16 protein-coding genes and 3 rRNA genes (1 of these 19 running past the window's edge) are annotated in these 22834 nt (G+C 67.6%); 15 read left to right on the top strand and 4 right to left on the bottom strand.

Annotated elements, in window-relative coordinates:
* The 8 genes from UA75_RS29395 to UA75_RS29355 form a co-directional block, all read left to right on the top strand.
* Positions 1 to 407 (top strand): 16S ribosomal RNA (locus UA75_RS29395) (it extends 1109 nt beyond the left edge of the window).
* 405 nt (positions 408 to 812) lie between these two features.
* Positions 813 to 3924 (top strand): 23S ribosomal RNA (locus tag UA75_RS29390).
* A gap of 170 nt (positions 3925 to 4094) precedes the next feature.
* A 5S ribosomal RNA gene (gene rrf, locus UA75_RS29385) occupies positions 4095 to 4211 on the top strand.
* The 16S, 23S and 5S rRNA genes sit together here, the layout of an rRNA operon.
* A gap of 376 nt (positions 4212 to 4587) precedes the next feature.
* Positions 4588 to 6081, top strand: a complete 1494-nt coding sequence (locus UA75_RS29380; protein ID WP_075742993.1) for an SDR family NAD(P)-dependent oxidoreductase — start codon at positions 4588 to 4590, stop codon at positions 6079 to 6081.
* A gap of 184 nt (positions 6082 to 6265) precedes the next feature.
* Positions 6266 to 6832 (top strand): hypothetical protein, encoded by a 567-nt coding sequence (locus UA75_RS29375; RefSeq protein ID WP_232237535.1) that lies wholly within the window; start codon positions 6266 to 6268, stop codon positions 6830 to 6832.
* Between the two features lie 593 nt (positions 6833 to 7425).
* A complete protein-coding gene (locus tag UA75_RS29365) occupies positions 7426 to 7866 on the top strand; it encodes a hypothetical protein (protein WP_083683775.1) in 441 nt (146 codons plus the stop codon).
* A gap of 94 nt (positions 7867 to 7960) precedes the next feature.
* Entirely contained in the window at positions 7961 to 8731 is a 771-nt protein-coding gene (locus tag UA75_RS29360; RefSeq protein ID WP_075742990.1) for an SDR family NAD(P)-dependent oxidoreductase, read from the top strand.
* 225 nt (positions 8732 to 8956) lie between these two features.
* A complete protein-coding gene (locus UA75_RS29355) occupies positions 8957 to 9838 on the top strand; it encodes a diacylglycerol/lipid kinase family protein (RefSeq protein ID WP_075742989.1) in 882 nt (293 codons plus the stop codon).
* 59 nt (positions 9839 to 9897) lie between these two features.
* On the opposite strand, the gene UA75_RS29350 is transcribed toward UA75_RS29355, so the two are convergent.
* Together UA75_RS29350 and UA75_RS32295 are read right to left on the bottom strand one after the other, a co-directional pair.
* A complete protein-coding gene (locus tag UA75_RS29350; RefSeq protein ID WP_075742988.1) occupies positions 9898 to 11259 on the bottom strand; it encodes a cytochrome P450 in 1362 nt (453 codons plus the stop codon).
* 147 nt (positions 11260 to 11406) lie between these two features.
* On the bottom strand, positions 11407 to 11631 hold the full coding sequence (locus tag UA75_RS32295) for a hypothetical protein (protein ID WP_083683773.1): 225 nt from the start codon (positions 11629 to 11631) through the stop codon (positions 11407 to 11409).
* Positions 11632 to 12952: 1321 nt separating this feature from the next.
* On the opposite strand from UA75_RS32295, the gene UA75_RS29340 reads away from it, so the two are divergent.
* From UA75_RS29340 to UA75_RS29330, 3 genes are all read left to right on the top strand, one after another.
* Positions 12953 to 13396 (top strand): hypothetical protein, encoded by a 444-nt coding sequence (locus UA75_RS29340; protein ID WP_075742987.1) that lies wholly within the window; start codon positions 12953 to 12955, stop codon positions 13394 to 13396.
* Complete coding sequence (locus UA75_RS29335) at positions 13393 to 13986, top strand: hypothetical protein (RefSeq protein WP_075742986.1); 594 nt, start codon at positions 13393 to 13395, stop codon at positions 13984 to 13986. Before UA75_RS29340 ends, UA75_RS29335 begins: the two co-directional genes overlap by 4 nt.
* Positions 13987 to 14158: 172 nt before the next feature.
* Positions 14159 to 14671: a MarR family winged helix-turn-helix transcriptional regulator gene (locus UA75_RS29330; RefSeq protein WP_075742985.1), complete on the top strand. Its 513-nt coding sequence runs from the start codon at positions 14159 to 14161 to the stop codon at positions 14669 to 14671.
* Positions 14672 to 15101: 430 nt separating this feature from the next.
* Here the strand turns inward: UA75_RS29330 and UA75_RS29325 are convergent, their stop codons facing one another.
* The gene (locus UA75_RS29325) at positions 15102 to 16310 is read right to left on the bottom strand and encodes a DUF445 domain-containing protein (protein WP_083684184.1); all 1209 of its coding nucleotides are present in this window, start codon (positions 16308 to 16310) and stop codon (positions 15102 to 15104) included.
* Between the two features lie 95 nt (positions 16311 to 16405).
* Between UA75_RS29325 and UA75_RS29320 the strand changes: the two genes are divergently transcribed.
* Positions 16406 to 17587 carry a pyridoxal phosphate-dependent aminotransferase gene (locus UA75_RS29320; protein WP_075742984.1) on the top strand — a complete coding sequence of 394 codons (1182 nt, stop codon included), beginning with the start codon at positions 16406 to 16408 and terminating at the stop codon, positions 17585 to 17587.
* 281 nt (positions 17588 to 17868) lie between these two features.
* Here the strand turns inward: UA75_RS29320 and UA75_RS29315 are convergent, their stop codons facing one another.
* Complete coding sequence (locus tag UA75_RS29315) at positions 17869 to 18648, bottom strand: RNA polymerase sigma factor (protein WP_075742983.1); 780 nt, start codon at positions 18646 to 18648, stop codon at positions 17869 to 17871.
* A 432-nt stretch (positions 18649 to 19080) separates the two neighbouring features.
* Here UA75_RS29315 and UA75_RS29310 point away from each other — a divergent pair, with 432 nt between their 5' ends.
* From UA75_RS29310 to UA75_RS29300, 3 genes are read left to right on the top strand one after another with little or no spacing between them, the layout of a single operon-like run.
* Complete coding sequence (locus UA75_RS29310; RefSeq protein WP_075744353.1) at positions 19081 to 19605, top strand: PadR family transcriptional regulator; 525 nt, start codon at positions 19081 to 19083, stop codon at positions 19603 to 19605.
* On the top strand, positions 19602 to 20330 hold the full coding sequence (locus UA75_RS29305; protein WP_075742982.1) for an ABC transporter ATP-binding protein: 729 nt from the start codon (positions 19602 to 19604) through the stop codon (positions 20328 to 20330). The genes UA75_RS29310 and UA75_RS29305 overlap by 4 nt, the downstream gene beginning before the upstream one ends.
* Entirely contained in the window at positions 20327 to 22750 is a 2424-nt protein-coding gene (locus tag UA75_RS29300) for an ABC transporter permease (protein WP_075742981.1), read from the top strand. The genes UA75_RS29305 and UA75_RS29300 overlap by 4 nt, the downstream gene beginning before the upstream one ends.
* The last annotated feature ends 84 nt before the right edge of the window (positions 22751 to 22834 follow it).

Below are 22834 nucleotides of genomic sequence, written 5' to 3'. Positions count from 1 at the left end.
GGTGGGGACTCATGGGAGACTGCCGGGGTCAACTCGGAGGAAGGTGGGGACGACGTCAAGTCATCATGCCCCTTATGTCCAGGGCTTCACACATGCTACAATGGCCGGTACAAAGGGCTGCTAAGCCGTGAGGTGGAGCGAATCCCAGAAAGCCGGTCTCAGTTCGGATCGGGGTCTGCAACTCGACCCCGTGAAGTCGGAGTCGCTAGTAATCGCAGATCAGCAACGCTGCGGTGAATACGTTCCCGGGCCTTGTACACACCGCCCGTCACGTCACGAAAGTCGGTAACACCCGAAGCCCATGGCCCAACCCGTGAGGGGGGGAGTGGTCGAAGGTGGGACTGGCGATTGGGACGAAGTCGTAACAAGGTAGCCGTACCGGAAGGTGCGGCTGGATCACCTCCTTTCTAAGGAGCATGACTCTCGCCGACCGGTCCATGAACGTCGAGTTTGTGGGTGGTGGGTGGGGTTGGGTCGTCGGACTGCCCGTTCGTGGTGGTGGCGGCCTGCTCAGTGGATGTGGACTGTTGGTTATCTCGGGATGGTCGTCTGGTTGTTCGGGTGAGTACTGTCTGCTGCTTCGGTGGTGGGCGTGGAAAGTTCGGGTGGCGGGGTGAGGGTTCCGGGTCGGCACGCTGTTGGGTCCTGAGGGAACACGCCGTGTGGTGTGTTGTCTTGGATGTGTGAACGGATGGACTGTTCGTCGCGATCAAACTGCTGTCGGGGATGTGAGTTCCTGGGGGTGTGTGGTGGCGGGTGGCGGGTGGTCTGGTTGTTCTTTGAGAACTACACAGTGGACGCGAGCATCTTTGTGGCAAGTTAGTAAGGGCATACGGTGGATGCCTAGGCATCAGGAGCCGATGAAGGACGTAGGAGACTGCGATAATCCTCGGGGAGCTGTCAACCGAGCTATGATCCGAGGGTGTCCGAATGGGGAAACCCGGCATCCGTCATGGGGTGTCACCCGCATCTGAATATATAGGGTGTGTGGAGGGAACGCGGGGAAGTGAAACATCTCAGTACCCGTAGGAAGAGAAAACAACCGTGATTCCGTGAGTAGTGGCGAGCGAAAGCGGAAGAGGCTAAACCGTGTACGTGTGATACCTGGCAGGGGTTGCGTATGCGGGGTCGTGGGACCGACTGGTCAGTGCTGCCATGCTGGCAAGGAGTGAGAAAACGTTGTGGTTAGCGGAAGGTGTCTGGAAAGCACCGGCGTAGAGGGTGATACTCCCGTACGCGAAAACCTGACGTCTCCTGGTCGTGTTCCCAAGTAGCAGCGAGCTCGTGAAATTTGCTGTGAATCTGGCGGGACCACCCGCTAAGCCTAAATACTTCCTGATGACCGATAGCGGACTAGTACCGTGAGGGAAAGGTGAAAAGTACCCCGGGAGGGGAGTGAAATAGTACCTGAACCCGTATGCCTACAAGCCGTCAGAGCCTTTTGGGGTGATGGCGTGCCTTTTGAAGAATGAGCCTGCGAGTTAGTGATGTGTGGCGAGGTTAACCCGGGTGGGGTAGCCGTAGCGAAAGCGAGTCCGAATAGGGCGTTCTGAGTCGCATGTCCTAGACCCGAAGCGGAGTGATCTACCCATGGCCAGGGTGAAGCGCGGGTAAGACCGTGTGGAGGCCCGAACCCACCAGGGTTGAAAACCTGGGGGATGAGCTGTGGGTAGGGGTGAAAGGCCAGTCAAACTCCGTGATAGCTGGTTCTCCCCGAAATGCATTTAGGTGCAGCGTCACGTGTTTCTCATTCGAGGTAGAGCACTGGATGGCTAATGGGCCCTACAAGGTTACTGACGTCAGCCAAACTCCGAATGCGGGTGAGTGAGAGCGTGGCAGTGAGACTGCGGGGGATAAGCTTCGTAGTCGAGAGGGAAACAGCCCAGAACACCAGCTAAGGCCCCCAAGTGTGCGCTAAGTGGGAAAGGATGTGGGGTCGCCCAGACAACCAGGAGGTTGGCTTAGAAGCAGCCATCCTTTAAAGAGTGCGTAATAGCTCACTGGTCAAGTGGTCCTGCGCCGATAATGTAGCGGGGCTCAAGCGCACCGCCGAAGCTGTGTCATTCACATGTGTGCCCGGCCTGCCTTTCGGGGTGGGTCTAGGTGTGTGGATGGGTAGGGGAGCGTCGTGCATCGGGTGAAGCGGCCGTGGAAACGAGTCGTGGACGGTGTGCGAGTGAGAATGCAGGCATGAGTAGCGAAAGCAGAGTGAGAAACTCTGCCGCCGTATGACCAAGGGTTCCTGGGCCAGGTTATTCCGCCCAGGGTAAGTCGGGACCTAAGGCGAGGCCGACAGGCGTAGTCGATGGACAACGGGTTGATATTCCCGTACCCGTGTAGATGCGCCCATGGCGAGGCTGGTGATACTAACCGCCCGGATTATTGTTGCCCTTTCGGGGGTGGTGGTGGTCTGCGCGGGATCTGAGCTGGTAGTAGTCAAGTGATGGGGTGACGCAGGAGGGTAGCTCCGCCAGTGAGTGGTAGTACTGGTGTAAGCGTGTAGCCTGCTCTGATAGGTAAATCCGTCGGGGCTTATAGGGTGAGACGTGATGCGTAGCCGAATGAGGCGAAGTAGAGTGATCCCATGCTGCCGAGAAAAGCCTCTAGCGAGTATCTTCGCGGCCCGTACCCCAAACCGACACAGGTGGTCAGGTAGAGTATACCGAGGCGATCGGGTGAACTGTGGTTAAGGAACTCGGCAAAATGCCCCCGTAACTTCGGGAGAAGGGGGGCCGTGTGGCGTGAAGCCCTTCGCGGGCTAGCGTTGTGTGGCCGCAGAGACCAGGGAGAAGCGACTGTTTATTAAAAACACAGGTCCGTGCGAAGTCGTAAGACGATGTATACGGACTGACGCCTGCCCGGTGCTGGAACGTTAAGGGGACCGCTTAGCTCTTCGGGGCGAAGGTGAGAACTTAAGCGCCAGTAAACGGCGGTGGTAACTATAACCATCCTAAGGTAGCGAAATTCCTTGTCGGGTAAGTTCCGACCTGCACGAATGGCGTAACGACTTCTCCGCTGTCTCAACCACAGGCCCGGCGAAATTGCACTACGAGTAAAGATGCTCGTTACGCGCGGCAGGACGGAAAGACCCCGGGACCTTTACTATAGCTTGGTATTGGTGTTCGGTTCGGCTTGTGTAGGATAGGTGGGAGACTGTGATGTGGTCACGCCAGTGGCTGCGGAGTCGTCGTTGAAATACCACTCTGGTCGTACTGGATGTCTAACCTCGGACCCTGATCGGGTTCAGGGACAGTGCCTGGTGGGTAGTTTAACTGGGGCGGTTGCCTCCCAAAGGGTAACGGAGGCGCCCAAAGGTTCCCTCAGCCTGGTTGGCAATCAGGTGTTGAGTGTAAGTGCACAAGGGAGCTTGACTGTGAGACTGACGGGTCGAGCAGGGACGAAAGTCGGGACTAGTGATCCGGCACTGGCTGGTGGAAGCGGTGTCGCTCAACGGATAAAAGGTACCCCGGGGATAACAGGCTGATCTTGCCCAAGAGTCCATATCGACGGCATGGTTTGGCACCTCGATGTCGGCTCGTCGCATCCTGGGGCTGGAGTAGGTCCCAAGGGTTGGGCTGTTCGCCCATTAAAGCGGCACGCGAGCTGGGTTTAGAACGTCGTGAGACAGTTCGGTCCCTATCCGCCGCGCGCGTAGGATACTTGCGGAAGGCTGTCCCTAGTACGAGAGGACCGGGATGGACGAACCTCTGGTGTGCCAGTTGTACCGCCAGGTGCATGGCTGGTTGGCTACGTTCGGGAGGGATAACCGCTGAAAGCATCTAAGCGGGAAGCCTGTTCCTAGATGAGGTGTCCCACCCCTTTGTGGGTTAAGGCCCCCAGCAGACCACTGGGTTGATAGGCCCGAGATGGAAGCCTGGTAACAGGTGGAGTTGACGGGTACTAATAGGCCGAGGACTTGCTCACGAAGATGCTACGCGTCCACTGTGTGGTTCTGAAGGAACAACTGTTCCCCTTCAGACACCGAAACTCTCCAGGTGGGGGGTGTGCCAGTCCCGACTACGGTCAGGGCACGGCACACCGGTCACCGTGGAGGGTGGGGTGTCCGGGGGTGGGGGTTGTTCGTTCGCTGGTGTGTCGGTGGTCATAGCGGTGGGGAAACGCCCGGTCCCATTCCGAACCCGGAAGCTAAGCCCTCCAGCGCCGATGGTACTGCACCCGTGGGGGTGTGGGAGAGTAGGACGCCGCCGACCTTTACCTCAACCGATGGGTGGAGGGGAGACTGGTTGTAGCACCCTTGTGTGTGGTGCTCCCGGTTTTCCCTCCACCCATTTTTTGTGCCCGAAACCCATGGCACGGCCTGCCCGGGGTCGACACCACCTCGACACCCCCAGCTACCGTGTGGTCTTGCCGGGTGCGAAGCAAGTCGGGGCACGTTGAGAACAGGGCGGCCCGGCTGTCGTCGCGAATGCGGGCGCTGATGGTGCTGGGTTGACCAGCCGGGATGTTCTGGAAGCGGGCTGCCTGCTTGCGCCGTTCTTCGTGGCGTCGCCGTGCGGATTCGTGCAGGGGGCATCCGCGTACGGTTCCGGCGGTGTGTCGGACGCGGGATCGAGAGCGGTGAGTGACATGACGGTGAGCGGGATCGAGGAGATCGAGCAGCAGGCGGGGGCCTCGGCTGCGGCGGCGTCGGGTATCGATCCGGAGCGCCTAGCCGCCTGTCTCGCGGTGCTCGCCGAGGTCCAGGAGCTGCCGACCGAGCATCCGGACGCCGTGGCGGTACGACGTGCCACCGCAGGCATCTACAAGACTGTCCGCAAACAACGGCGCAATGCCAAGCGGGACGCCCAGCGCGTGGCCGACGACGCGGTGATCGCCGCGACCGCGACCGGCGCCCCTGGACGCATCGACGACGAGACGCGGGGGCTTCCGCTGGTGTCGTCCGTGCAGGGCGCCACCGCAGGCACCTACCAGCGCGCCAGGTCGTGCTACACGTGCAAGAACCGGTATCGCGAGGTGGACGCCTTCTACCACCAGCTCTGCCCGTCCTGTGCCGAGCTGAATCGGAGCAGGCGCGACGCGCGCACGGACTTGAGCGGCAGGCGGGCGCTGCTCACCGGCGGCCGGGCGAAGATCGGCATGTACATCGCGTTGCGGCTGCTACGCGACGGCGCGCACACGACCATCACCACCCGGTTCCCTTCGGACGCGATCCGTCGGTTCACCTCGATGCCCGACAGTGCGGACTGGCTGCATCGGCTGCGCGTCGTCGGTGTCGACCTGCGCGACCCCGCCCAGGTGATTGCGCTGGCCGATTCGGTGCGCGAGCAGGGGCCGCTGGACATCCTGATCAACAATGCCGCGCAGACGGTTCGGCGTTCGCCGGGGTCCTACGCGCCCCTGGCCGCCGCCGAGTCGGCACCGTTGCCTGCCGGACCGCTGCCGGAGACCATCACCTTCGGGCATTCGGCCGCGGTGCACCCGGCGGCCCTGGTCGGCGCGATCAGCGAGTCGAGCGGGAGCGAGTCGCTGACCCCGGAGGTGGTGACGGCGCTGGCCTTGACCGCCGATCCGTCGGCGCCCGTCCGGCTGGCTTCGGGTGCCGTCGTCGATGCGGGGGGTCTCGTGCCGGACCTGGCGGAGCACAACAGTTGGACCCAGCACGTGCAGGAGGTCGAGCCGACGGAGCTGCTGGAAGTGCAGCTCTGCAACATGACAGCCCCCTTCATCCTGGTCAGCAGGCTGCGTCCCGCGATGGCCGCGTCGGCTGCCCGGCGAAAGTACGTCGTCAACGTATCGGCGATGGAGGGTCAGTTCAGCCGCGCCTACAAGGGGCCGGGCCATCCGCACACCAACATGGCCAAGGCTGCGCTGAACATGCTGACCAGGACCAGCGCCGAGGAGATGTTGACGGACGGCATCCTGATGACCAGTGTCGACACCGGCTGGATCACCGATGAGCGTCCGCACACTCTCAAGATGCGACTGGCGGACGAGGGCTTCCACGCGCCGCTCGACCTCGTGGACGGTGCGGCGAGGGTGTACGACCCCATCGTGCGTGGCGAGGCGGGCGAGGACCTCCGGGGCTGCTTCCTGAAGGACTACGCGCCCTCTCCCTGGTGACGGCCTGTGCCTCGGACGACGAGGTTGACGGGCCCGTTCGACGCCTTCGCTGCCGCTCCCACGGGCGAGGACGTCCGCGAAGGGGCAACCTGGTCTTGGTGACGTGCGTCTCTCATGGCAGAGGCGTAGGGAGCAGCTTTCGGGTCTCTGGCCCAGGGGCTGCCGGGGATCAGGGGAGCTACGGATGGGGAATCGATTCAGAAGCCGGGCCGTTGCGGCGTCGATGGGGTTGATGCTCGTATCGGGACTGGTGGCGTTGGGGCCCGTCGCTGTCGCGGCGGAGGGTGCTTCGAACACGTCGGCGGCGGCCACCACGGCACAGGACGTCCGGGACGTCGACTGGTACAACGCCACCTTCACGGTGTCGGAGGTGGGCGGCTGCCCGCCCGCGACCGTCACCTTCACCGACGGCGCCGGGGAGACCGAGGACCGGGTGTACCGGTTCGCCCCAGGTGCGGAGATCGTCTACGGCGACGTCATCGGGAGCGGTCGGGAGTCGGCGCTGCTGATCTTGCAGTGCGGCCCGCGCAATTCGGAGTACTCGACCGCAGTCGTGGGCGTCGATGTCAGCGAGGACGGGGTGATCTCCGGATTGGGAACCGTCGGCAACAAGGACTCCTGGGAGATCGTGCCCGTCGATGTCGCGATCTGGCACGGGGACGTCGCGGTGCGCTTCGAGGACTTCGGGACCGGTCAGTTCACGAACGAGTACTACCGCTTCTCCCCGCGAGAGGGCTTCGTGCGGATCTGACCCGCAGACATCGGTCGGCGGCGAGGGCCGACTGCCTCGGTACCGGGGTGGATGAGGCCGTCGGGCCGGGAGCTGGTCGAACTCGACTCGGGTGCCGTCGGAGCTGATGCGAGCAGAGCCGACCTGGCGCGCGGGGTGCGCCCTGGCGGTGCGAACGGCGTGGGACCTGACCCTGATCGACATGCCGCAGCCCTGTTCCCGGCGCCGCGTGGCGTGGCGGCGGCTGTCGTACCTGATCCTTGCCGCCGTGAACGCGATGGGCCTGCGCTCGGTCCCGTCGACAGGCCGACCGCAACGGATTACCGACGGGGCAGCCGTCACCCGATCTCCCGCCCGCCCTCACCCGTCCATCTGGTGATACTCGATGCGCTCACCATCGTGTCGGGGCACGCTTCGATCGGACGACCCGGTCGGGAGAACTGCTGGGCAGCCGGAGCGGGGCCGACCGGGTGGAGGTGAGTCGCGTGAGCGGACCGGAATCGAATCCACTGCGCATGTTCGGGACTGCGGCGTGCATTCTCGGATTGGCAATGGGCGCGTCGCCTGCCGCCGTTGGGCGGTCGGGAGCAACAGCTCGACGTGCTGTTCGTGCGGTGGACTGGCGCAACGCTCGGTTCGTCATGCCGGGGACCGGTCGATGTCCGGCCCGGCCGGTCCGCTTCGTCGACGGCATCGCGGAGAGCGAGGACGGCTGCTACCGATTCGAAACCGGTCCCGGCCTCGACAGGGAGATCGTCTACGCCGATCTCACCGGGGACGGGCACGAGGACGCCCTGCTGATGCTGCGATGTGGGCAGCCCGACGCGACGGCCCTCACGGTCGTCGTCGCCGTGACCGTCGACGCGCGGGGCGTGGTGCTGCCCTTGGGCACCGTCTTCCTCCCGGACGTCTGGACGTGGCAGCCGGTCGATCTCCTGGTCTGGCACGGCGACATCGCCCTGCGGGTGCTCGACCTGGACACCGGGCGCTGCTGGACTCGATATCACCGCTGGTCGGAGACCGCCAGGGACTTCGTGCGCCTCGACGGCGGCTGACGTCGTCCTGATCTCGGACGCCGCGTGTCCGGGCCACCGGCCAGCCGAGCATGATCGAGGCGGACACGGATCATCGAAGGCGGAGGAGATCGACATGGCCAGTGTGTTCGTGACCGGTTCCTCGGACGGGATCGGCAGGGAGACCGCAGCGACGCTCGCCCGAGCGGGACATCGCGTGACGCTGCACGCTCGCTCTGCGCATCGGGCGGAGCAGGCCCGCGAGGCGGTCCCCTCGGCCGTCGGCGTGCTGGTGGGCGACCTTGCCTCCTTGGCGGAGACGAGGGCGTTGGCGGCGGCTGCGACCGAGGCCGGTCCGTTCGACGTGGTGATCCACAACGCGGGTGTCTACACCTTCCCCGAGCGTGCCGAGACCCGCGACGGGCTCGAGCGCGTGTTCCAGATCAACGTGCTCGCTCCCTATCTGTTGACAGCCCTGCTGCCCCGGCCGAGGCGCCTCGTCTACCTGTCCTCGGGCGGACAGGCCTCGGGAGAGATCGCGCTGGAGGACCTCCAGTTTCGGCGGCGGCCCTGGTCGGGCCTGCAGGCCTACTGCGATTCGAAGCTGCACGACGTCCTGCTGGCCTTCGCCGTCGCCCGGCGGTGGCCCGAGGTGATCAGCAATGCGGTCGACCCCGGCTGGGTCCGCAGCAGGATGGGCGGGTCGGCCGCTCCCGACTCGGTGGCCGACGGCGCCGACACCCCGGTGTGGCTGGCCTCCTCAGACGAGCAGGCTGCCGTGGTCAGCGGCCGGTACCTGTCTGGACGTCGAGCGCGGACGCCGCACCACGCGGCGGCCGACCCGGCCGTCCAAGACGCCCTGCTGGCTGCCTGCGCAGCATTGACCGGGGTCGAACTGCCCTCGTGAGCGTGTGGTCGACGCTCACTGTGCGATCGAGGCGGTGGACACGTCGAGCGAGTCGGGCGACCGGCTCACATCGGTCTAGCGAGGCACGGGGAGGCCGCCCCGGACAGACCTGGACGACGGAGCACGTCGCGCCGGTCGAAGCTGGTCGTCCCGCAGCGCTCCGGCCGTCGGAGATCAGGTGAATCAAGGCTGTGTCCAGCGGCTCCGGCACTCTACTGTCGGTTCGTGCGCCGCATCGATCGTGCCGTCCTCATCTACAACCCGAACAGCACCGGCTCCGCGCCTGAACTGGCGGAGGGACTGCGCGCCGACCTGGCCGAGCGTCTGCCCGCGCTGCCCGTCACCCTGCGGCCCACCCGGCATGCTGGCCATGCCCGCGACCTGGCGGCGGAGGCCGCAGGCGAAGGCAGGCCGTTGATCGTCTCGGTCAGCGGCGACGGCGGGTACAACGAGGTCGTCGACGGGGTAATGCGGGCCGAGAGGACGCACGCCGTCTGTGCGGTCCTCGCCGCAGGCAATGCCAATGACCACCATCGCGTCCTGCGAGATCGTCCGCTGATCGAGTCGATCGTCGCAGATGAAGTCCGGCGGATCGACCTGCTGCGGCTGACGGTGGCCGACCGTGCGGGCGCCCACGTCCAGCACGCCCACTCCTATATCGGGCTCGGCCTGACTCCGATCGTCGCAGTGGACCTGGAGAAGGGCGGCAAGGGGTCCTTCCGTGAGATCGTGACGGCGGTGCGGACCTTCACCCGGTTCCGGCCGTTCACCATCGTCCGGCCGGACGGCACCCGACATCGTTTCGACAGCCTCGTCTTCGCCAACATCCCCGAGATGGCCAAGTACGCCACCCTCAGCGAGCACGGCCGCCCCGACGACGGGCTCTTCGAGGTCGTCGCCATCCCGCACACCGCGAAGTGGCGGGTGTTGGGCACCGCGTTGCGGGCGGCCGTGCGCGGCCTCGGGCCGCAGCCGGGCGTCCGGGAGTACGAGTTCACCACGGCGGCGCCGACGCCGATGCAGATCGACGGCGAGGTCATCCGGGTCCCCGAGGGCGCCACCGTGCGGGTCGAGGTGCTCCCCGGCGCCCTGACCACCCTGGTCTGACGGCGTTCGCCACCTGCGCGGCTGTAGGCGGCGAACGCCGAAGTCTGACGCCGTCCCGCTCAGCGGGGGGTGACTCGGCAACGCATCGGCCCGCGCACGCCGATGGTGACGCCCTGTTCCACCGGGACGTCGACGTCGACGGCCTCGATCTCGTGATCGCGCAGGATCATCGCGAGCGTCAACACCGACTCCAGCATGGAGAACCGCCTCCCGATGCACGCCCTGGGGCCGCCGCCGAACGGCATCCAGGCGTACCGGTGTCGGGCGGACTCGCGCTCCTCGGTGAACCGCGTCGGATCGAAGCGCTCGGGGTCCTCCCAGTGGTCGGGATGCCGGTGGATAGCCCATGGGACCAGGATCACGTCGGACCCGGCGGGGATACGGCGTCCGTCCACCTCGATGTCGACCTTGTTGCGGCGGCCGAGGGCGGGTGCGGGCGGGTACAGCCGCATCGCCTCCTTCAAGACCATCGTCAGGTAGGGCAGTCGATCGACGTCGGCGGCCTCGGGGTCTGCGCCGCCGAGAACCCGGTCGACCTCCGCCCTGGCCTCCGCCTGCTCTGCGGGATGGCGGGCCAGCAGATGCAGGGCGAAGGCGAGGGCGGTGGCCGTCGTCTCGTGGCCGGCGAGCAGGAAGATGAGGACCTGTTCGCGGATCTCCACGGCGTCGAGGCGGTCGCCGTCCTCGCCCACCGCCTCGCTGAGCAGGGCGAGAAGGTCGGTTCCGGTGCCGTCGGCGACGTCGTCCTGCCTGCCTCGGCTCGCGATGATCCGATCGCACACCTCGTACAGCTCGGCCTGTGCCGCGTTCGCCTTGATGTTCCCGGGCGTCGGCCAGGTCCTGGGGACGTTGACCGGGGCGAAGCCGCGTCGCCGGGTGTGTGCCGACAGGATCGGGAAGCCTCGGCGCACGGCGGGGATCATGTCGTCGGCGTCGGCGCCGAACAGCACCCGGGCCACGGTGCGCAGGGTGAAGCTGCCCGTCTCCTCTAATGCATCGATCGTCCCGTCCGGCGCGGCGCTCCAGCCGTCCGTCATCCGCCGGGTCTCCTCACGGATGGCGTCCGCATAGAGGTCGACCCTGCGCGGGGTGAACAGCGGCTGGATGAGACGACGTTGTCGCTGGTAGTCGTCGTGCTGGCTGGTCAGCAGTCCGTTGCCGAGGATCTGTCGCACCTCCTCGTAGAACTGGTTGTCCTTGCCGAAGTCGGCTGCCTTGGTCGCGAGCACCTCTTTCGCCCCCTGCGGGGAGAAGACGGCGTAGAACGTGGCCCGCAGGCCTGGCGGTCCGGCGATGAAGCGGACCACGTCGCCGTGCTCGGCGCGGGCCCGCTCGTAGGCCTGCAACGCGCCGCGTTGGAGATCGAGCATCGAGCCGATCAGCGGCAGCCCGCTCGCGCTCGGAATGTGGTCGACGGTCATGAGTCCTCCCGTGCGCGACTGTGTCGAGTCGAGGGTTCTCTGGTGCCGTGCCATGCGCAATGATCTAGAGACCGGAACACTGATTCGGACGATGGACGAGCGGACCGAAGGCTGCGGGTCGAGCGGGCGGCGCAGCGGCTGCCCGGATCATTCGGCGGTGTGCGGCACGGTCAGCAGCCTCGGCCAGGACCAGCCGATGCCGACGGTGCCGGGCCCGACGTCGAGTTCGACGGTGTGCACCGTGTGCATCGAGTTCACCGCCGGTGGTCTTCGGCGGCCTGCATCCCCTGGTTCGAGCGCGGTGCCGACGCGATGAACCCTCGTCGGCAGCCGTGCCGGGTGGAAGGCGATCTCCAGCAGGTACTCCCGCACCGGTGTCGGAATCGCCGCGAGCACTCCATGGCGGCGGCCTCGGCGGCCGAGCGGCCGCCGCCGACGAGCTGGTACTCGAGTACGGCCGTCTCCCCACGTGCCAACGGGTGCGGCAGGACGAGTTCCGCCACGACGAGATCGGTGTGATCAGAGGTCACGACCCTGCCGAGACGACAGCTCTGCAGCGGACGCAGAGTCGGGGCGGTCGTTCCGGTGCTCTCGCCGTCGAACACGGCCACGGCCCGATCGGGGCCGTCCTGGCGGGCCCGTAACACCTGTCTGACCCGCACGCCGACGAATTCCCCGTGTGCCCGAACACGTAATGATCATGTTGGCTGATCCGATCCAGCAGCATGTCTGATTCCACGTCGACGCCGCCCAGCAGCTCGACGACTCGGCGGTCGTCCTGCCACAACGAGACGGTGCTCGGTTCTTTTCGCTGAATTCTTCGACCCCGAGGTCGAGGTGGTCCGAGCAGCGTGTGCAGGGCCTGCGGCGGTAGTCGGAGTATTCCCTCCAAATGGCTCAGTGCGACCAGGGATTCGCGACGTTCTGGTCTGCTGCGGCCCGACTGCCAATAACTGAGGGTGGCGGCGCTCACGGGGTGCCTGTGCTGCCGCAGCCGATGACACACTCGGTCGAGGCTCAATCCGCTTGCCGCGATCGCGGCGCGCAGCGCATCGGAGAACGGGCCGGTCACCAGGAGTTCCGCCAGTGGCGGTACGTCCGATCCGGCGTTGAGGCGTGGCTCTCGGTCACTTCATGCGGCGCCGAGCATCTGTTCTCCCCGTAGCCGGTCGGTAGGCCGAGTTCGACGCTAGCGAGACCCTCCTGGCTTGTCATCAGCGCGGTGAACGGTTCCAGATGTCGGGATGTGGCGTTCGGAGTGCACTCTGTTAACTGACAATAAGACACGCTTCCGAATCGTTCGACGTCCCGTCACGAGCCGATGCCTCGTGCGACACGGACCCCGGCCTGCGGAGGCGACTCCGCCGGTCGGGGTCTTCGCCGTGGCGGGTCCCTCCCGGCGCGCGAGTGCCACGCGGCGCGGCCGGGTCCCGATGTGCGTGCCTGCTCTCCTCGGCTCCCGTTCCCGGGCGTCCCCTGCCCTCGCGCGGTCGGCGTGGGGGTGCGCCGAGAGCATCGAGGTCACCCTCCCGGCCGGGTACGTCCGCTGAGGGTCTTCGGGGCTCCGACCAGCGGCGGTGCTGGTCGGCAGCCTCTCGGCAGATGATCTCTGTACCCGATCAGGGCATTGAGGATCGTTTCGACGGCGACGATCACGTAGGTGAGAAGCGGCCTTTCCTGATCAGGAGGCACCATGGTGATCGACGAGGTGACCGCGACGGTGCTCGGTGGCTGCGGGCTGCTGATCGGCGGTTCGTTGCTGATCTGGTTCAGCATCGTCGGAATCGAGAAGACTGTTCGGCCGGGCAGGCCCGCCGTGCCGCAGGCCCCGGTGTCGCCGCAGGCCCCGGTGTCTAGGCTGCGCATGCGTTCCCGAGGTCCTGCCGAGCCGCCCGTTGAGGTGCCTGCCGGGGTGCCTGCGGGGGTGTCGGTCGACCAGGGGGAGGACGTCTTCGGCGTGGCGGCGATCCTCCGGCGGTGTGACGGCGGGTCGGCTCGGCTGTCGAAGAGCGCATCCCCCGCAACGGCCCGACACGCTGCCGACCATGCTTCGCTGCTCGCGTCTCCGGTTCGGGGCGGCTCGCCCGCACCGAGTGGGCGGGCGGTGGACGTCCCTCGGGCGGTGCATCCCCGATGACCGGCCCGATGCTCATCGAACAGGACACGCTCCCCGAGGCCGGGATCATCCTCGACCGGCATCTCGCACTGGTCGACGACGGTCCGCCCGAGGACGGTGCGGCGCTGACCGCCTTGTGCGGAGTCCGGCTGACGGTCGGCCCGCCGCCCGCCGAGGTGCTGCCCGGCGTGCCCGCCGCGTACACCGCCGACTGTCCGTTCTGCCAGGACGTCCTCACCGCGACACTGCTCGACACGCAGGCCGAGGACCTCGATCGGACGCCTGCGGACTCCTCGGCCGCCGGTGAATCGCACCGAAGCGCCGGGACGGCGCCTCCGTTGATGGCGGTGCGGCTCTCACCGGGTGAGCCGGTGCATCTCTGCCGACTGCCGCTGGCCGGGCCGACCCTCACCGCGTCCTGCGGTGCGGCGCTCCCTCGGACGATGGTCGAGATCGTCGATCCCGGTGACGGCGTGCCGTGCACCTGCTGCCTGTTGACGTCGTCGGGGTCCGACGCCCTGCTCGAATGCCACCGCGCGGAGGACCGCGAATTCGACGCCGCCCCTGCTCGCCCGAGCCTGCTCGTTCCTGGCAGGCTCTGCGACGACTGATGCGCTGAGTCGGCGCCGTGCGGCGCCGGATCGCGTGCGCACCAGACCCTCTTCACAGTCGTGGAGTTCGACCGCATGTCCGGCCGGAACCCGAGCCGCCTCGTCCGCGCTTCGCCGGCGAGGCAGCAGGCACCGGGCACGGACTCTCCAGCCGACGGGAAGGGCCCGAACGATGACGGTCGACGATCACGACGTCGACGCACCCCTGTGGGAGGCGCTGAGCGCGCTCTATCTCACGGCGACCGAAGCCCTCGATCAGCTCCTCGCCACCCGCTACCGCCTGACGACTCCGGAGTATCACCTGCTCGCCGCGTTGTTCGCCGCCCCGGAGCCCCAGGCCGTCGTGGCGCTGAAGGGCCGCGTGTCGCCCGTCGGGCTTCGCGACACACTGCGTGGCCTCGTCGACGCAGGCCTGGTGCTCGTCGAGGGCTGCGGCGTGGACGAGCGGGTTCGACTCACCATCAACGGTAGGGATCGGGTGGGCGCCGCGCGCCGCGATGTCCGTGATGTCACCGACGGTGTCGCCGCGCCGCTGACGGCGCAGGAGCGCGGCACCCTGGGCGGGCTGCTACGGCGGATGCGATGCACGACGCCGGGTTCGCGGGAGTCGGACCGACAGATCGTCGGTGTCGCTGAGCCGACGACAGCAGGCGGCAGCCCGGTGCCCGAGACCTGCGACGTCTGAGAGCCTGTCTGTGATCCCCCTGGCCCCGTGCAACAGGAAAGTGGGGATTAAAGACAGACTCCGAGGTCGCCCGGGGAGCCGGTCGCGGCGCCGGCGGGACGCGGCCGGATCGCCGACGCGGTGACGAGTGGCGGCCGTGACGACGAACACGGACCTCGGCTTCGGATGCCGAGACAGCGTGTTCGGTGCGTTCGCCCGGCGATCGGGCGCTGTTCGCGGCTCGCGCACGAGACGGCCGACCGGCCGGATCGGCGAAGGCGTGCTTGCGTGGCGACCCGGTGGCGCGAGCCGTCCGGAGCAGTGCGGCTCCGGACGCCCCGCCGACCTCACCGGTCGCCGCTGCCGTCCGGCCCGGCCCGGCCGCCGCCTCGGACGACGTCGAGCGCGGCAGCAACGCAGGCAGTCTCCCGTGCCAACCGGGATGTGCCGCTCACAGCAGCAGCTGCGAGATCGTGTGGATCGCCAGGCCAGCGAGCGCGCCGACGACCGTGCCGTTGATCCGGATGAACTGAAGATCCCTGCCGACCTGCAGTTCGATCTTGCGGGATGTCTCCTCGCCGTCCCAGCGTTCGACCGTGTCGCTGATCAAGGTGGTGATCTCTCCCTGGTAGTTCGTCACCACGTAGACGGCGGCGCCCTCCAGCCACCCGTCGGCCTTCGCCCGCAGCGCGTCGTCCTTGACCAGCCGCTCGCCGAGCGAGCGGATCCCGCCTTCCACCCGAAGACGCAGTTCGCTGGAGGGGTCCTCGGCGGCGTCCAGGATGAGCTGCTTGATCCTGCTCCAGACTGAGCCCGCGAGGTTCTGCACCGCCGGGTGGTCGAGGACCTGCTGCTTGAACTGCTCCGCCTTGTCCATCGCGACCGGATCGTTCTGCAGGTCGGAGGCGAACTCGGTGAGGAACTTGTCCAGCATCTGCCGGACCTCGTGGTTCTTGTCCGTCTTGACCGCCCAGGCGAAGGCGAGGATCTCGTTGTAGATCCGATCGCCGACCATGTCGTCGACGAATCTCGGCGACCAGGACGGCGCCCGTTTGCTCACCAGCCCGCGCAGGCTCTCCCGATTGCGCTCCACCCACTCGTACGCGCGGTCGCAGAGCATGTCCACCAGTCGGTGATGTGACCGCTCCTCCACGACCTGTTCGAGGACCTTGCCGATCGGCGGGCCCCACGGGCGGTCGACGAGCTTGCGGAGCAGCGCCTGCTCCAGCACGGCCTGGACGTCCTCGTCTCGCAGCACGGTCACCGCGCCCCGAGTGGCCGCCGCCAGCTCGGAGGTGAGCCGGGCGGCGTTCTCCGGCTTCGCCAGCCACGTCCCGACTCGCCTGGCGACCTCGGCGCGCTTCAGCTTCTCCCTGATCACCTGTTCGGAGAGGAAGTTGGAGCCCACGAAGTCGCCGAGGCTCTTGCCGAGAGCGTCCTTCCGGGTCGGAATGATCGCCGTGTGCGGGATCGGCAGGCCCAGCGGTCGGCGGAACAACGCCGTCACCGCGAACCAGTCGGCGAGCGCACCGACCATGCCCGCCTCGGCCGCGGCACGCACGTAGCCGACCCAGGCGGCGGCGCCCTGGTTCTCCTGCCATCGGGCGATCACGTAGATCACCGATGCGACCAGCAGTAACCCGGTGGCGGCCGCCTTCATCCGGCGCAGGCTGCTGCGCTTGTCCAACTCGCTCGCGGTAAGTGGCTGCACGGGTCGATTCTCGCTCACCAGGACGCCTGACAGGATCAGAACTTGTGCGCACACCTGCTCTCGTCTCCCGACTTCAGCCGTTCACGTCGACGATCTTCGCCGAGATGACCGCCTCGGCGGTGCGAACCGGCGCCATCAACCTCGGTCAGGGGTTCCCCGACACGGACGGGCCGATGGGAATGCTCCAGATGGCCCGTCGGGCGATCGCGGAGGGCGTGAACCAGTACCCGCCGGGTCTCGGCAGGCCAGAACTGCGGCAGGCGATCGCGGATCATCGGCTGACGCAGTACGGCACCGAGTACGACCCCGACACCCAGGTGCTGGTCACCACGGGTGCGACCGAGGCCATCGCCGCCGCCCTGTTGGCGCTGGTCGAGCCGGGTGAGGAGGTCATCGTCATCGAGCCGTACTACGACTCCTACGCGGCGGCCATCGCGATGGCGGGCGGGGTGCGACGGGCGGTGCCGTTGCGGGCGAACCCCGACACCGGGCGCTTCGAGCTGGACCTGGTCGCCCTTCGCGCCGCCGTCGGCCCCGCCACCAGGGCGATCCTGGTGAACTCACCGCACAACCCCACGGGAACGGTCTTCAGCAGCGCGGAGCTGGCCGGGATCGCCGAGGTGTGTCGTGAGCACGACCTCCTGGCCATCACGGACGAGGTGTACGAGCACCTGATCTTCGACGACGCCAGGGAAGGGCATCGACATCGTTCGCTGGCCGCCCTGCCGGGGATGTCGGAGCGCACGCTCGCGATCTCCAGCGCAGGCAAGACCTTCAGTGCCACCGGCTGGAAGATCGGCTGGGTCTGCGGCTCCGTCGAGCTGGTCCACGCGGTCAAGGCCGCCAAGCAGTTCCTCACCTTCACCGGGGGTGCGCCCTTCCAGCCTGCCGTCGCGCACGCCCTGCGGCACGAGCTCGACTGGGTGGAGCGGATGCGCAAGGACCTGGCCGCCAAGCGGGATCGGCTGAGCGAGGGACTGGCCACGGCGGGCTTTGGCGTGCTGCCCAGCGAGGGCACCTACTTCGTGTGTGCCGACGTCCGGCCGTTGGGTTTCACCGACGGTGCCGACCTGTGCCGGGCACTGCCCGAGCAGATCGGGGTGGCGGCGATTCCGGTGCAGGCGTTCTGTGACGAGCCCGACATGGCTCGTCACCTGGTGCGTTTCGCGTTCTGCAAGCGCAACGAGATCCTCGATGAGGCGCTGCGGAGGCTGCGGCGTCTCTGAGGTCGGTGTCGTGCCCGCATGACGGCGGGCATCGGTGCCTGCCGGGCCCGGGTGGTGCCCGACGACCGCAGGCGCGGCCGGATCGGCGGCTCGCTGGCTCGACCGGGTGTCGGCCGCCTGCCTGCTCGGGACCGGCGACTTGGCAGGTGCGCGGCCTGCCTGCCGCCGCAGGCCGACGAGGGAGAAGGCGGCCGCTGCCCGACGACCTACCGAGGGCGGCGGCGGGTCCAGCTCGTCGAAGAGGGCGGCGAGTCTGCTCAGCAGGCCCTGATCGCCCTCGTTCACTCGGACCGCACCGTGTCGGGCGCGACGGGGCCTGATCCCGGTCCCGGTGCTCCGAGGCCGACGGCGGTCCGGGCCGCATCGGGGGCGGGCGCCGGGTCGTCGTGTCGGACGAGACCGGGACGTCCTTCGCCTGCGTCCCCGGGAGCAGCTGCGTCGCGGTGGGGGACCCGCCCTCCTGCCGCAGACTCGCTCGAGCGGGCCGACCGTGCAGTGGCCGGGCCCACCAGCGCGCGAAGCCGGGCGAGACACCGGTTCCTGGTCGGACCGACGCTGTTGGCAGGCATGTTCATCGCCTCCCCGACCTGGGCGTACGTCCAGTCGGGATGAAAGGCCATCGCGCGCAGCAGCCTGCGGCATCGGGCGGGCAGCCTGTTGAACGCCTGCCACAGCGCGCGGTCCTGTTCGGCGAGCAGGACGACGTTCTCCGGCGTCTCCTCCATCGGCCGATCGGCCTGTCTCGGCTCTGCGGGGTGTTCTTCCCAGGTCTGTTCGCGACGTCGCAGGGCCACCATGCGCAGTGACTCGCGGCGGGCCGTGGTCATGAGCCAGCCGGGGAGCTTCTTCGGCTCCCGCAACGAGGCCAGCCGTTCGGTGAGCCGCAGCCAGGTGGCCTGGCAGACGTCCATGGCATCGGCGTTGGGCAGTCGGTGTGCTCTGGCGACCGCCCAGATCAGTCGCGAGTAGCGCCGAACCAGGTCCTGCCAGGCCGTCCGGTCGCCGTCCATGGCACGCAGCACCAGCCGCTCGACGTCTCCCGTCGATGAGTGGGGTCGCACGTCTCCTACCTCCGATGTCGTCGTCCGCTGAGTCCGCGCTTGGAGCCTTCGCAGGTGGGACGGGCTCCGTTGATCGACTGAGAACGCCCGAAGGGGTGAGCGGCGCCCGCGTGCGGATCACTGGGCCGGGTGATGGCTGCCCGCGTGCCGCCGGTCCACCGCACGACTGACCGCCGTCATGTGTCGAGGGGTCTCCCGTCAGGAGTCGAGGCGGACGACCTGATCGTCGAGCACGCGCGAGTGGTGGCGATCGGTGCGCGAGTCCTGGTGGCGGAGCCTTCCCGAGGCTGCCGCGTCGATGCCGATCCGGCCGGGCAGTGCTGCTGCCTTTACGCCTGCTGAGGCGGGTGCCTGCCTTCGTCCTCGGCGCGGGCCGCGCAAAGAACACCGGGTGTATAGCTCAGGTGTATACACCCGGTGTACTGTGTGACCATGTCAATCAGCCAGACCCTTCTCGGGTTGCTCGAGAACGGGCCGAGGCACGGGTACGACCTCAAGCGCGCTTATGACGAACGCTTCGGTCGGGACCGTGCGCTGCACTACGGGCAGGTCTACTCGACCCTCGCGCGGCTGCTCCGCGACGGCCTGGTGGAGATCGACGGCATCGAGGCGGGCGACGGGCCGGAACGTAAGCGCTACGCCATTACCGAGGCGGGCCTGGCGCAGGTCACCGCCTGGTTGGAGACGCCGGAGAAGCCGGACTCCTATCTCCAGAACAAGCTCTACACCAAGGTCGTCCTCGCCCTGATGTCCGGGCGGGACGCCACCCTTCTGCTGGACGCGCAGCGGGCCGCTCACCTGGCGGTGATGCGCGACCTCACCCGCCGGAAGCGCGGCGCGGAGGTCACGGACCACATCGTCCTCGACTTCGCGCTCCTGCACCTTGAAGCCGACCTGAAGTGGCTCGACCTCGCCGCTTCCCGTCTCGGGCCGCTGGCCAAGGAGATTCAGTCATGACCACCGCGTCCGACCAGCCCGATTCGACCTCGGGTGCACCGATCCTCACCGGCGCCGACCTGCACCTGGACTTCGGCCAGACCCGTGCCCTGCGGGGAGCGGGGCTGTCGGTCTGTCCCGGCGAGATCGTCGCCGTGATGGGCACGTCCGGTTCCGGCAAGTCCACCCTGCTGCACTGCCTGGCGGGCATTCTCAGCCCGAAGTCCGGGTCGGTGACCTTCGCCGGGCGTGAGGTGACCGCGATGACCGACGTCGAGCGCAGCGCGCTGCGGCGCAGCGAGTTCGGCTTCGTCTTCCAGTTCGGGCAGCTCGTGCCGGAGCTGTCGATCGTCGAGAACGTGGCGCTGCCGCTGCGGCTGTGCGGTGTCAAGGGCAGACAGGCCGCCGTCGACGCCAAGGGGTGGCTCGACCGTCTCGACGTCGCACACATCGCCGACCACCGGCCCGGTGAGATCTCCGGCGGCCAGGGGCAGCGGGTGGCGATCGCACGGGCGCTGGTCGCGCGTCCGAAGGTGATCTTCGCCGACGAGCCGACCGGCGCGCTCGACACGTTGCAGGGCGAGCAGGTCATGACCCTGCTCACCGAGACGGCACGGGAGACCGACGCCGCCGTGGTGCTGGTGACCCACGAACCCACCGTCGCCGCCTTCGCCGACCGCGAGGTCATCGTCCGCGACGGCATGACCCGGTCGGGGGAGATCAAGGCGGAGGAGTTCGCCCGATGAACGGTGACCGACGCGGCGTGCTGCGCCGATGGGCCCAAGACCTGGCCCTGGGGGTCCGACTGGCTGTCGGGGGCAGTCGGACCCCCTGGGGCCGCATCTCGCTGACCGCGATCGGCGCGGGCCTCGGCGTGGCGGTGCTGTTACTGCTGGCCTCGGCGGGCTCGGTGGTCGAGCAGCGTGCCGCGCGGGAGTCCGCACGGGCGGCCGACCGAGGCTTCGAGATCACCGATCCCAGCACGGCGCTTCACATCTATGAGAACCACATCGACCACGGTGGAACACAGTTTCGAGCCTTCTTCGTCGACGTCGCCGGAAACAGCCCGGAGCCGCCGCCCGGAGTCGAACGGCTTCCCGGACCGGGTGAGATCGTCGCCTCGCCCGCCCTCGCCGAACTGCTGAACTCGCCGGACGGCGCGGGACTGAGCCGGCGTCTCGGCGACGAGGTCGTCGGCGTGATCGGCCGCGACGGCCTGCTGGACCCGCATGAGGTCATCGCCTACGTCGGCACCGATCAGCTCAGCGACCGCAGTCCCGACACCGCTGTGCGTGGATTCAATCTCGACGGCTGGGTCGGCTTCGGTCAGATCACACCGACGGCGATGATCATCCTGCTGGTCGGCGTCGCCGTCATGGTGGTGCCCGTCGTCGTGTTCGTGGCGAGCAGCACCCGACTGGCCGAGGCCGCCCGCGACCGACGGCTGGCGGCGCTGCGTCTCGTCGGCGCGGACGCCGGGCAGGTCCGGCGGATCGCAGCAGGCGAAGCACTCCTCGGCGCCGTCGGCGGGTTGATCGTCGGCTTCCTGGCGTTCTTCCCTGCTCGCGTTCTGCTGGAGCAGATCAGCATCCTGGAGTTCGGGGTCTTCGCCTCGGACCTGGTCCCCGCCTGGTGGGCGGTGCTCGCCATCGTCATCGGGCTGCCTGCCGTCGCGGTGACGACGGCCGTCGCGGCGATGCGGCGGACGGTCATCGAACCGTTGGGGGTGGTCCGCCGGACCCGGCCCGTCCGCCGGAGGCTCTGGTGGCGCCTCGTGCCGGTCGTCGCAGGCGCGGTCGGCATGGTCTACGCCAACCCTCGATGGGCGTCCGATTCGGTCGAGTCGGCGGCGCTCTTCAGCCTGTCCGTGGCGTTGTTGCTCATCGGGGTGCCCGCCCTGCTTCCCTGGCTGGTGGAGCGGGCGGTCGCCCGGCTGCGCGGAGGCCCGCTGCCCTGGCAGCTCGCGGTGCGCAGGCTTCAGCTGGATTCCGGCACGGCGGCCCGCGCAGTCAGCGGAGTCGCGGTGATCCTGGCAGGCATGATCGGATTACAGACGATCGTGGCCACCTCGCAGGCGGAGGTCCGCGCGAACGAGGCGGCCCGCGCCGAGCGGCTCGAATCCGCTGATCACTCGGATCATCTGATTCCCCAGAGTGAACGAGGGCTCTTCTCCGTGTACTCGGACCTTGACGACTCCACCGAACCCAGCTTTCAGGACCTGGTCGCCGCCTTAGCAGCCGAACCTGCCGTCGACGACATGTTCGTCGGCTGGACGATCAACCTGATGCAGGACGTTGGTGGATATCAGCGACGGGACCAGGCTGTCGTCGCCGACTGCGAGCAGCTCGCGAAGCTGAACGCCCTGCCCTTCTGCGAGCCGGGGGATTCCTTCGTCTTGACTGACCAGGAAGGTCAGGACCGTCCTGACGGGGTTGCGCCGATCGTGGGGGAGCATTTCCAGGCGGAGAACAACCCGGACTACGGGCGCTCGGAATTCACCATTCCGGCGGATGCACAATCGATCCCCTGGAGTCAGGAACGCTTTTTCTGGATGGACTACGATGCCCCTGCAGTACTGCTCACTCCCGAGGCGGCAGGGGAACTGCCTCCCCTGGACCTCCTCCACCAACGTCTGATCATCGCCGTCGACCCCACTGACCGTGACGCCGCCGAGGCGGCCCTCATCGCGGTGTCCGATGTCGATGCCCTCGCGCAGGTCGCCGACCTCGGCCGGGCGCTGCCCACGACGAGCGTCAGTGCGGAACAGCAGACGCTCGACACCATTCTGCTTGCGCTACTGGTGGCCGGAGTGCTGACCTTCTCCCTGATCGGCAGCAGCCTGCTGGTGGTGGCGATCGAGCAGATCGGGGAGCGACGGAGGCCGTTGGCGGTGATCTCCGCAGTAGGAGCGCCGCGCCGAACCCTGGCGATCTCCGTGCTGCTGCAGACGGTGATCCCGGTGGCGGCCGGGCTGGTGATCGCAGCGGTGATCGGGGTCACGATGGCGGTGCTGACACTCCTGCCCTCTGAGCAGGTTCCGCGATTCAGCCTGACGGGAATCGGCTTGATGGCCTTGGCCGCCCTGATCGTCACGGTGATCGTGACCCTGTGCACGCTGTCCAGCCTGCGGCGGGCAACTCGGCCGGAAGAGCTGCGGACGGAGTAGTCCCTACCGCGATGGCCCGGCCCGCCAGGTCTGGTGGGTCGGGCCCCGGTCCTGGGCGTGGGGGCTGCTGCGGCAGGCGGTGTC

The organism is Actinoalloteichus sp. GBA129-24 (assembly GCF_001941645.1).
Taxonomy (GTDB): Bacteria; Actinomycetota; Actinomycetes; order Mycobacteriales; family Pseudonocardiaceae; genus Actinoalloteichus_A; species Actinoalloteichus_A fjordicus.
This window is presented reverse-complemented; position numbering and strand designations above follow the sequence as displayed.

Coding starts and splice junctions, on each gene's coding strand:
- UA75_RS29330 (WP_075742985.1), top strand. CDS start 14,159: ATGACGGTCGACGATCACGACGTCGACGCACCCCTGTGGGAGGCGCTG.
- UA75_RS29340 (WP_075742987.1), top strand. CDS start 12,953: ATGGTGATCGACGAGGTGACCGCGACGGTGCTCGGTGGCTGCGGGCTG.
- UA75_RS29335 (WP_075742986.1), top strand. CDS start 13,393: ATGACCGGCCCGATGCTCATCGAACAGGACACGCTCCCCGAGGCCGGG.
- UA75_RS29375 (WP_232237535.1), top strand. CDS start 6,266: ATGGGGAATCGATTCAGAAGCCGGGCCGTTGCGGCGTCGATGGGGTTG.
- UA75_RS29305 (WP_075742982.1), top strand. CDS start 19,602: ATGACCACCGCGTCCGACCAGCCCGATTCGACCTCGGGTGCACCGATC.
- UA75_RS29380 (WP_075742993.1), top strand. CDS start 4,588: ATGACGGTGAGCGGGATCGAGGAGATCGAGCAGCAGGCGGGGGCCTCG.
- UA75_RS29310 (WP_075744353.1), top strand. CDS start 19,081: ATGTCAATCAGCCAGACCCTTCTCGGGTTGCTCGAGAACGGGCCGAGG.
- UA75_RS29350 (WP_075742988.1), bottom strand. CDS start 11,259: ATGACCGTCGACCACATTCCGAGCGCGAGCGGGCTGCCGCTGATCGGC.
- UA75_RS29325 (WP_083684184.1), bottom strand. CDS start 16,310: ATGAAGGCGGCCGCCACCGGGTTACTGCTGGTCGCATCGGTGATCTAC.
- UA75_RS29360 (WP_075742990.1), top strand. CDS start 7,961: ATGGCCAGTGTGTTCGTGACCGGTTCCTCGGACGGGATCGGCAGGGAG.
- UA75_RS29300 (WP_075742981.1), top strand. CDS start 20,327: ATGAACGGTGACCGACGCGGCGTGCTGCGCCGATGGGCCCAAGACCTG.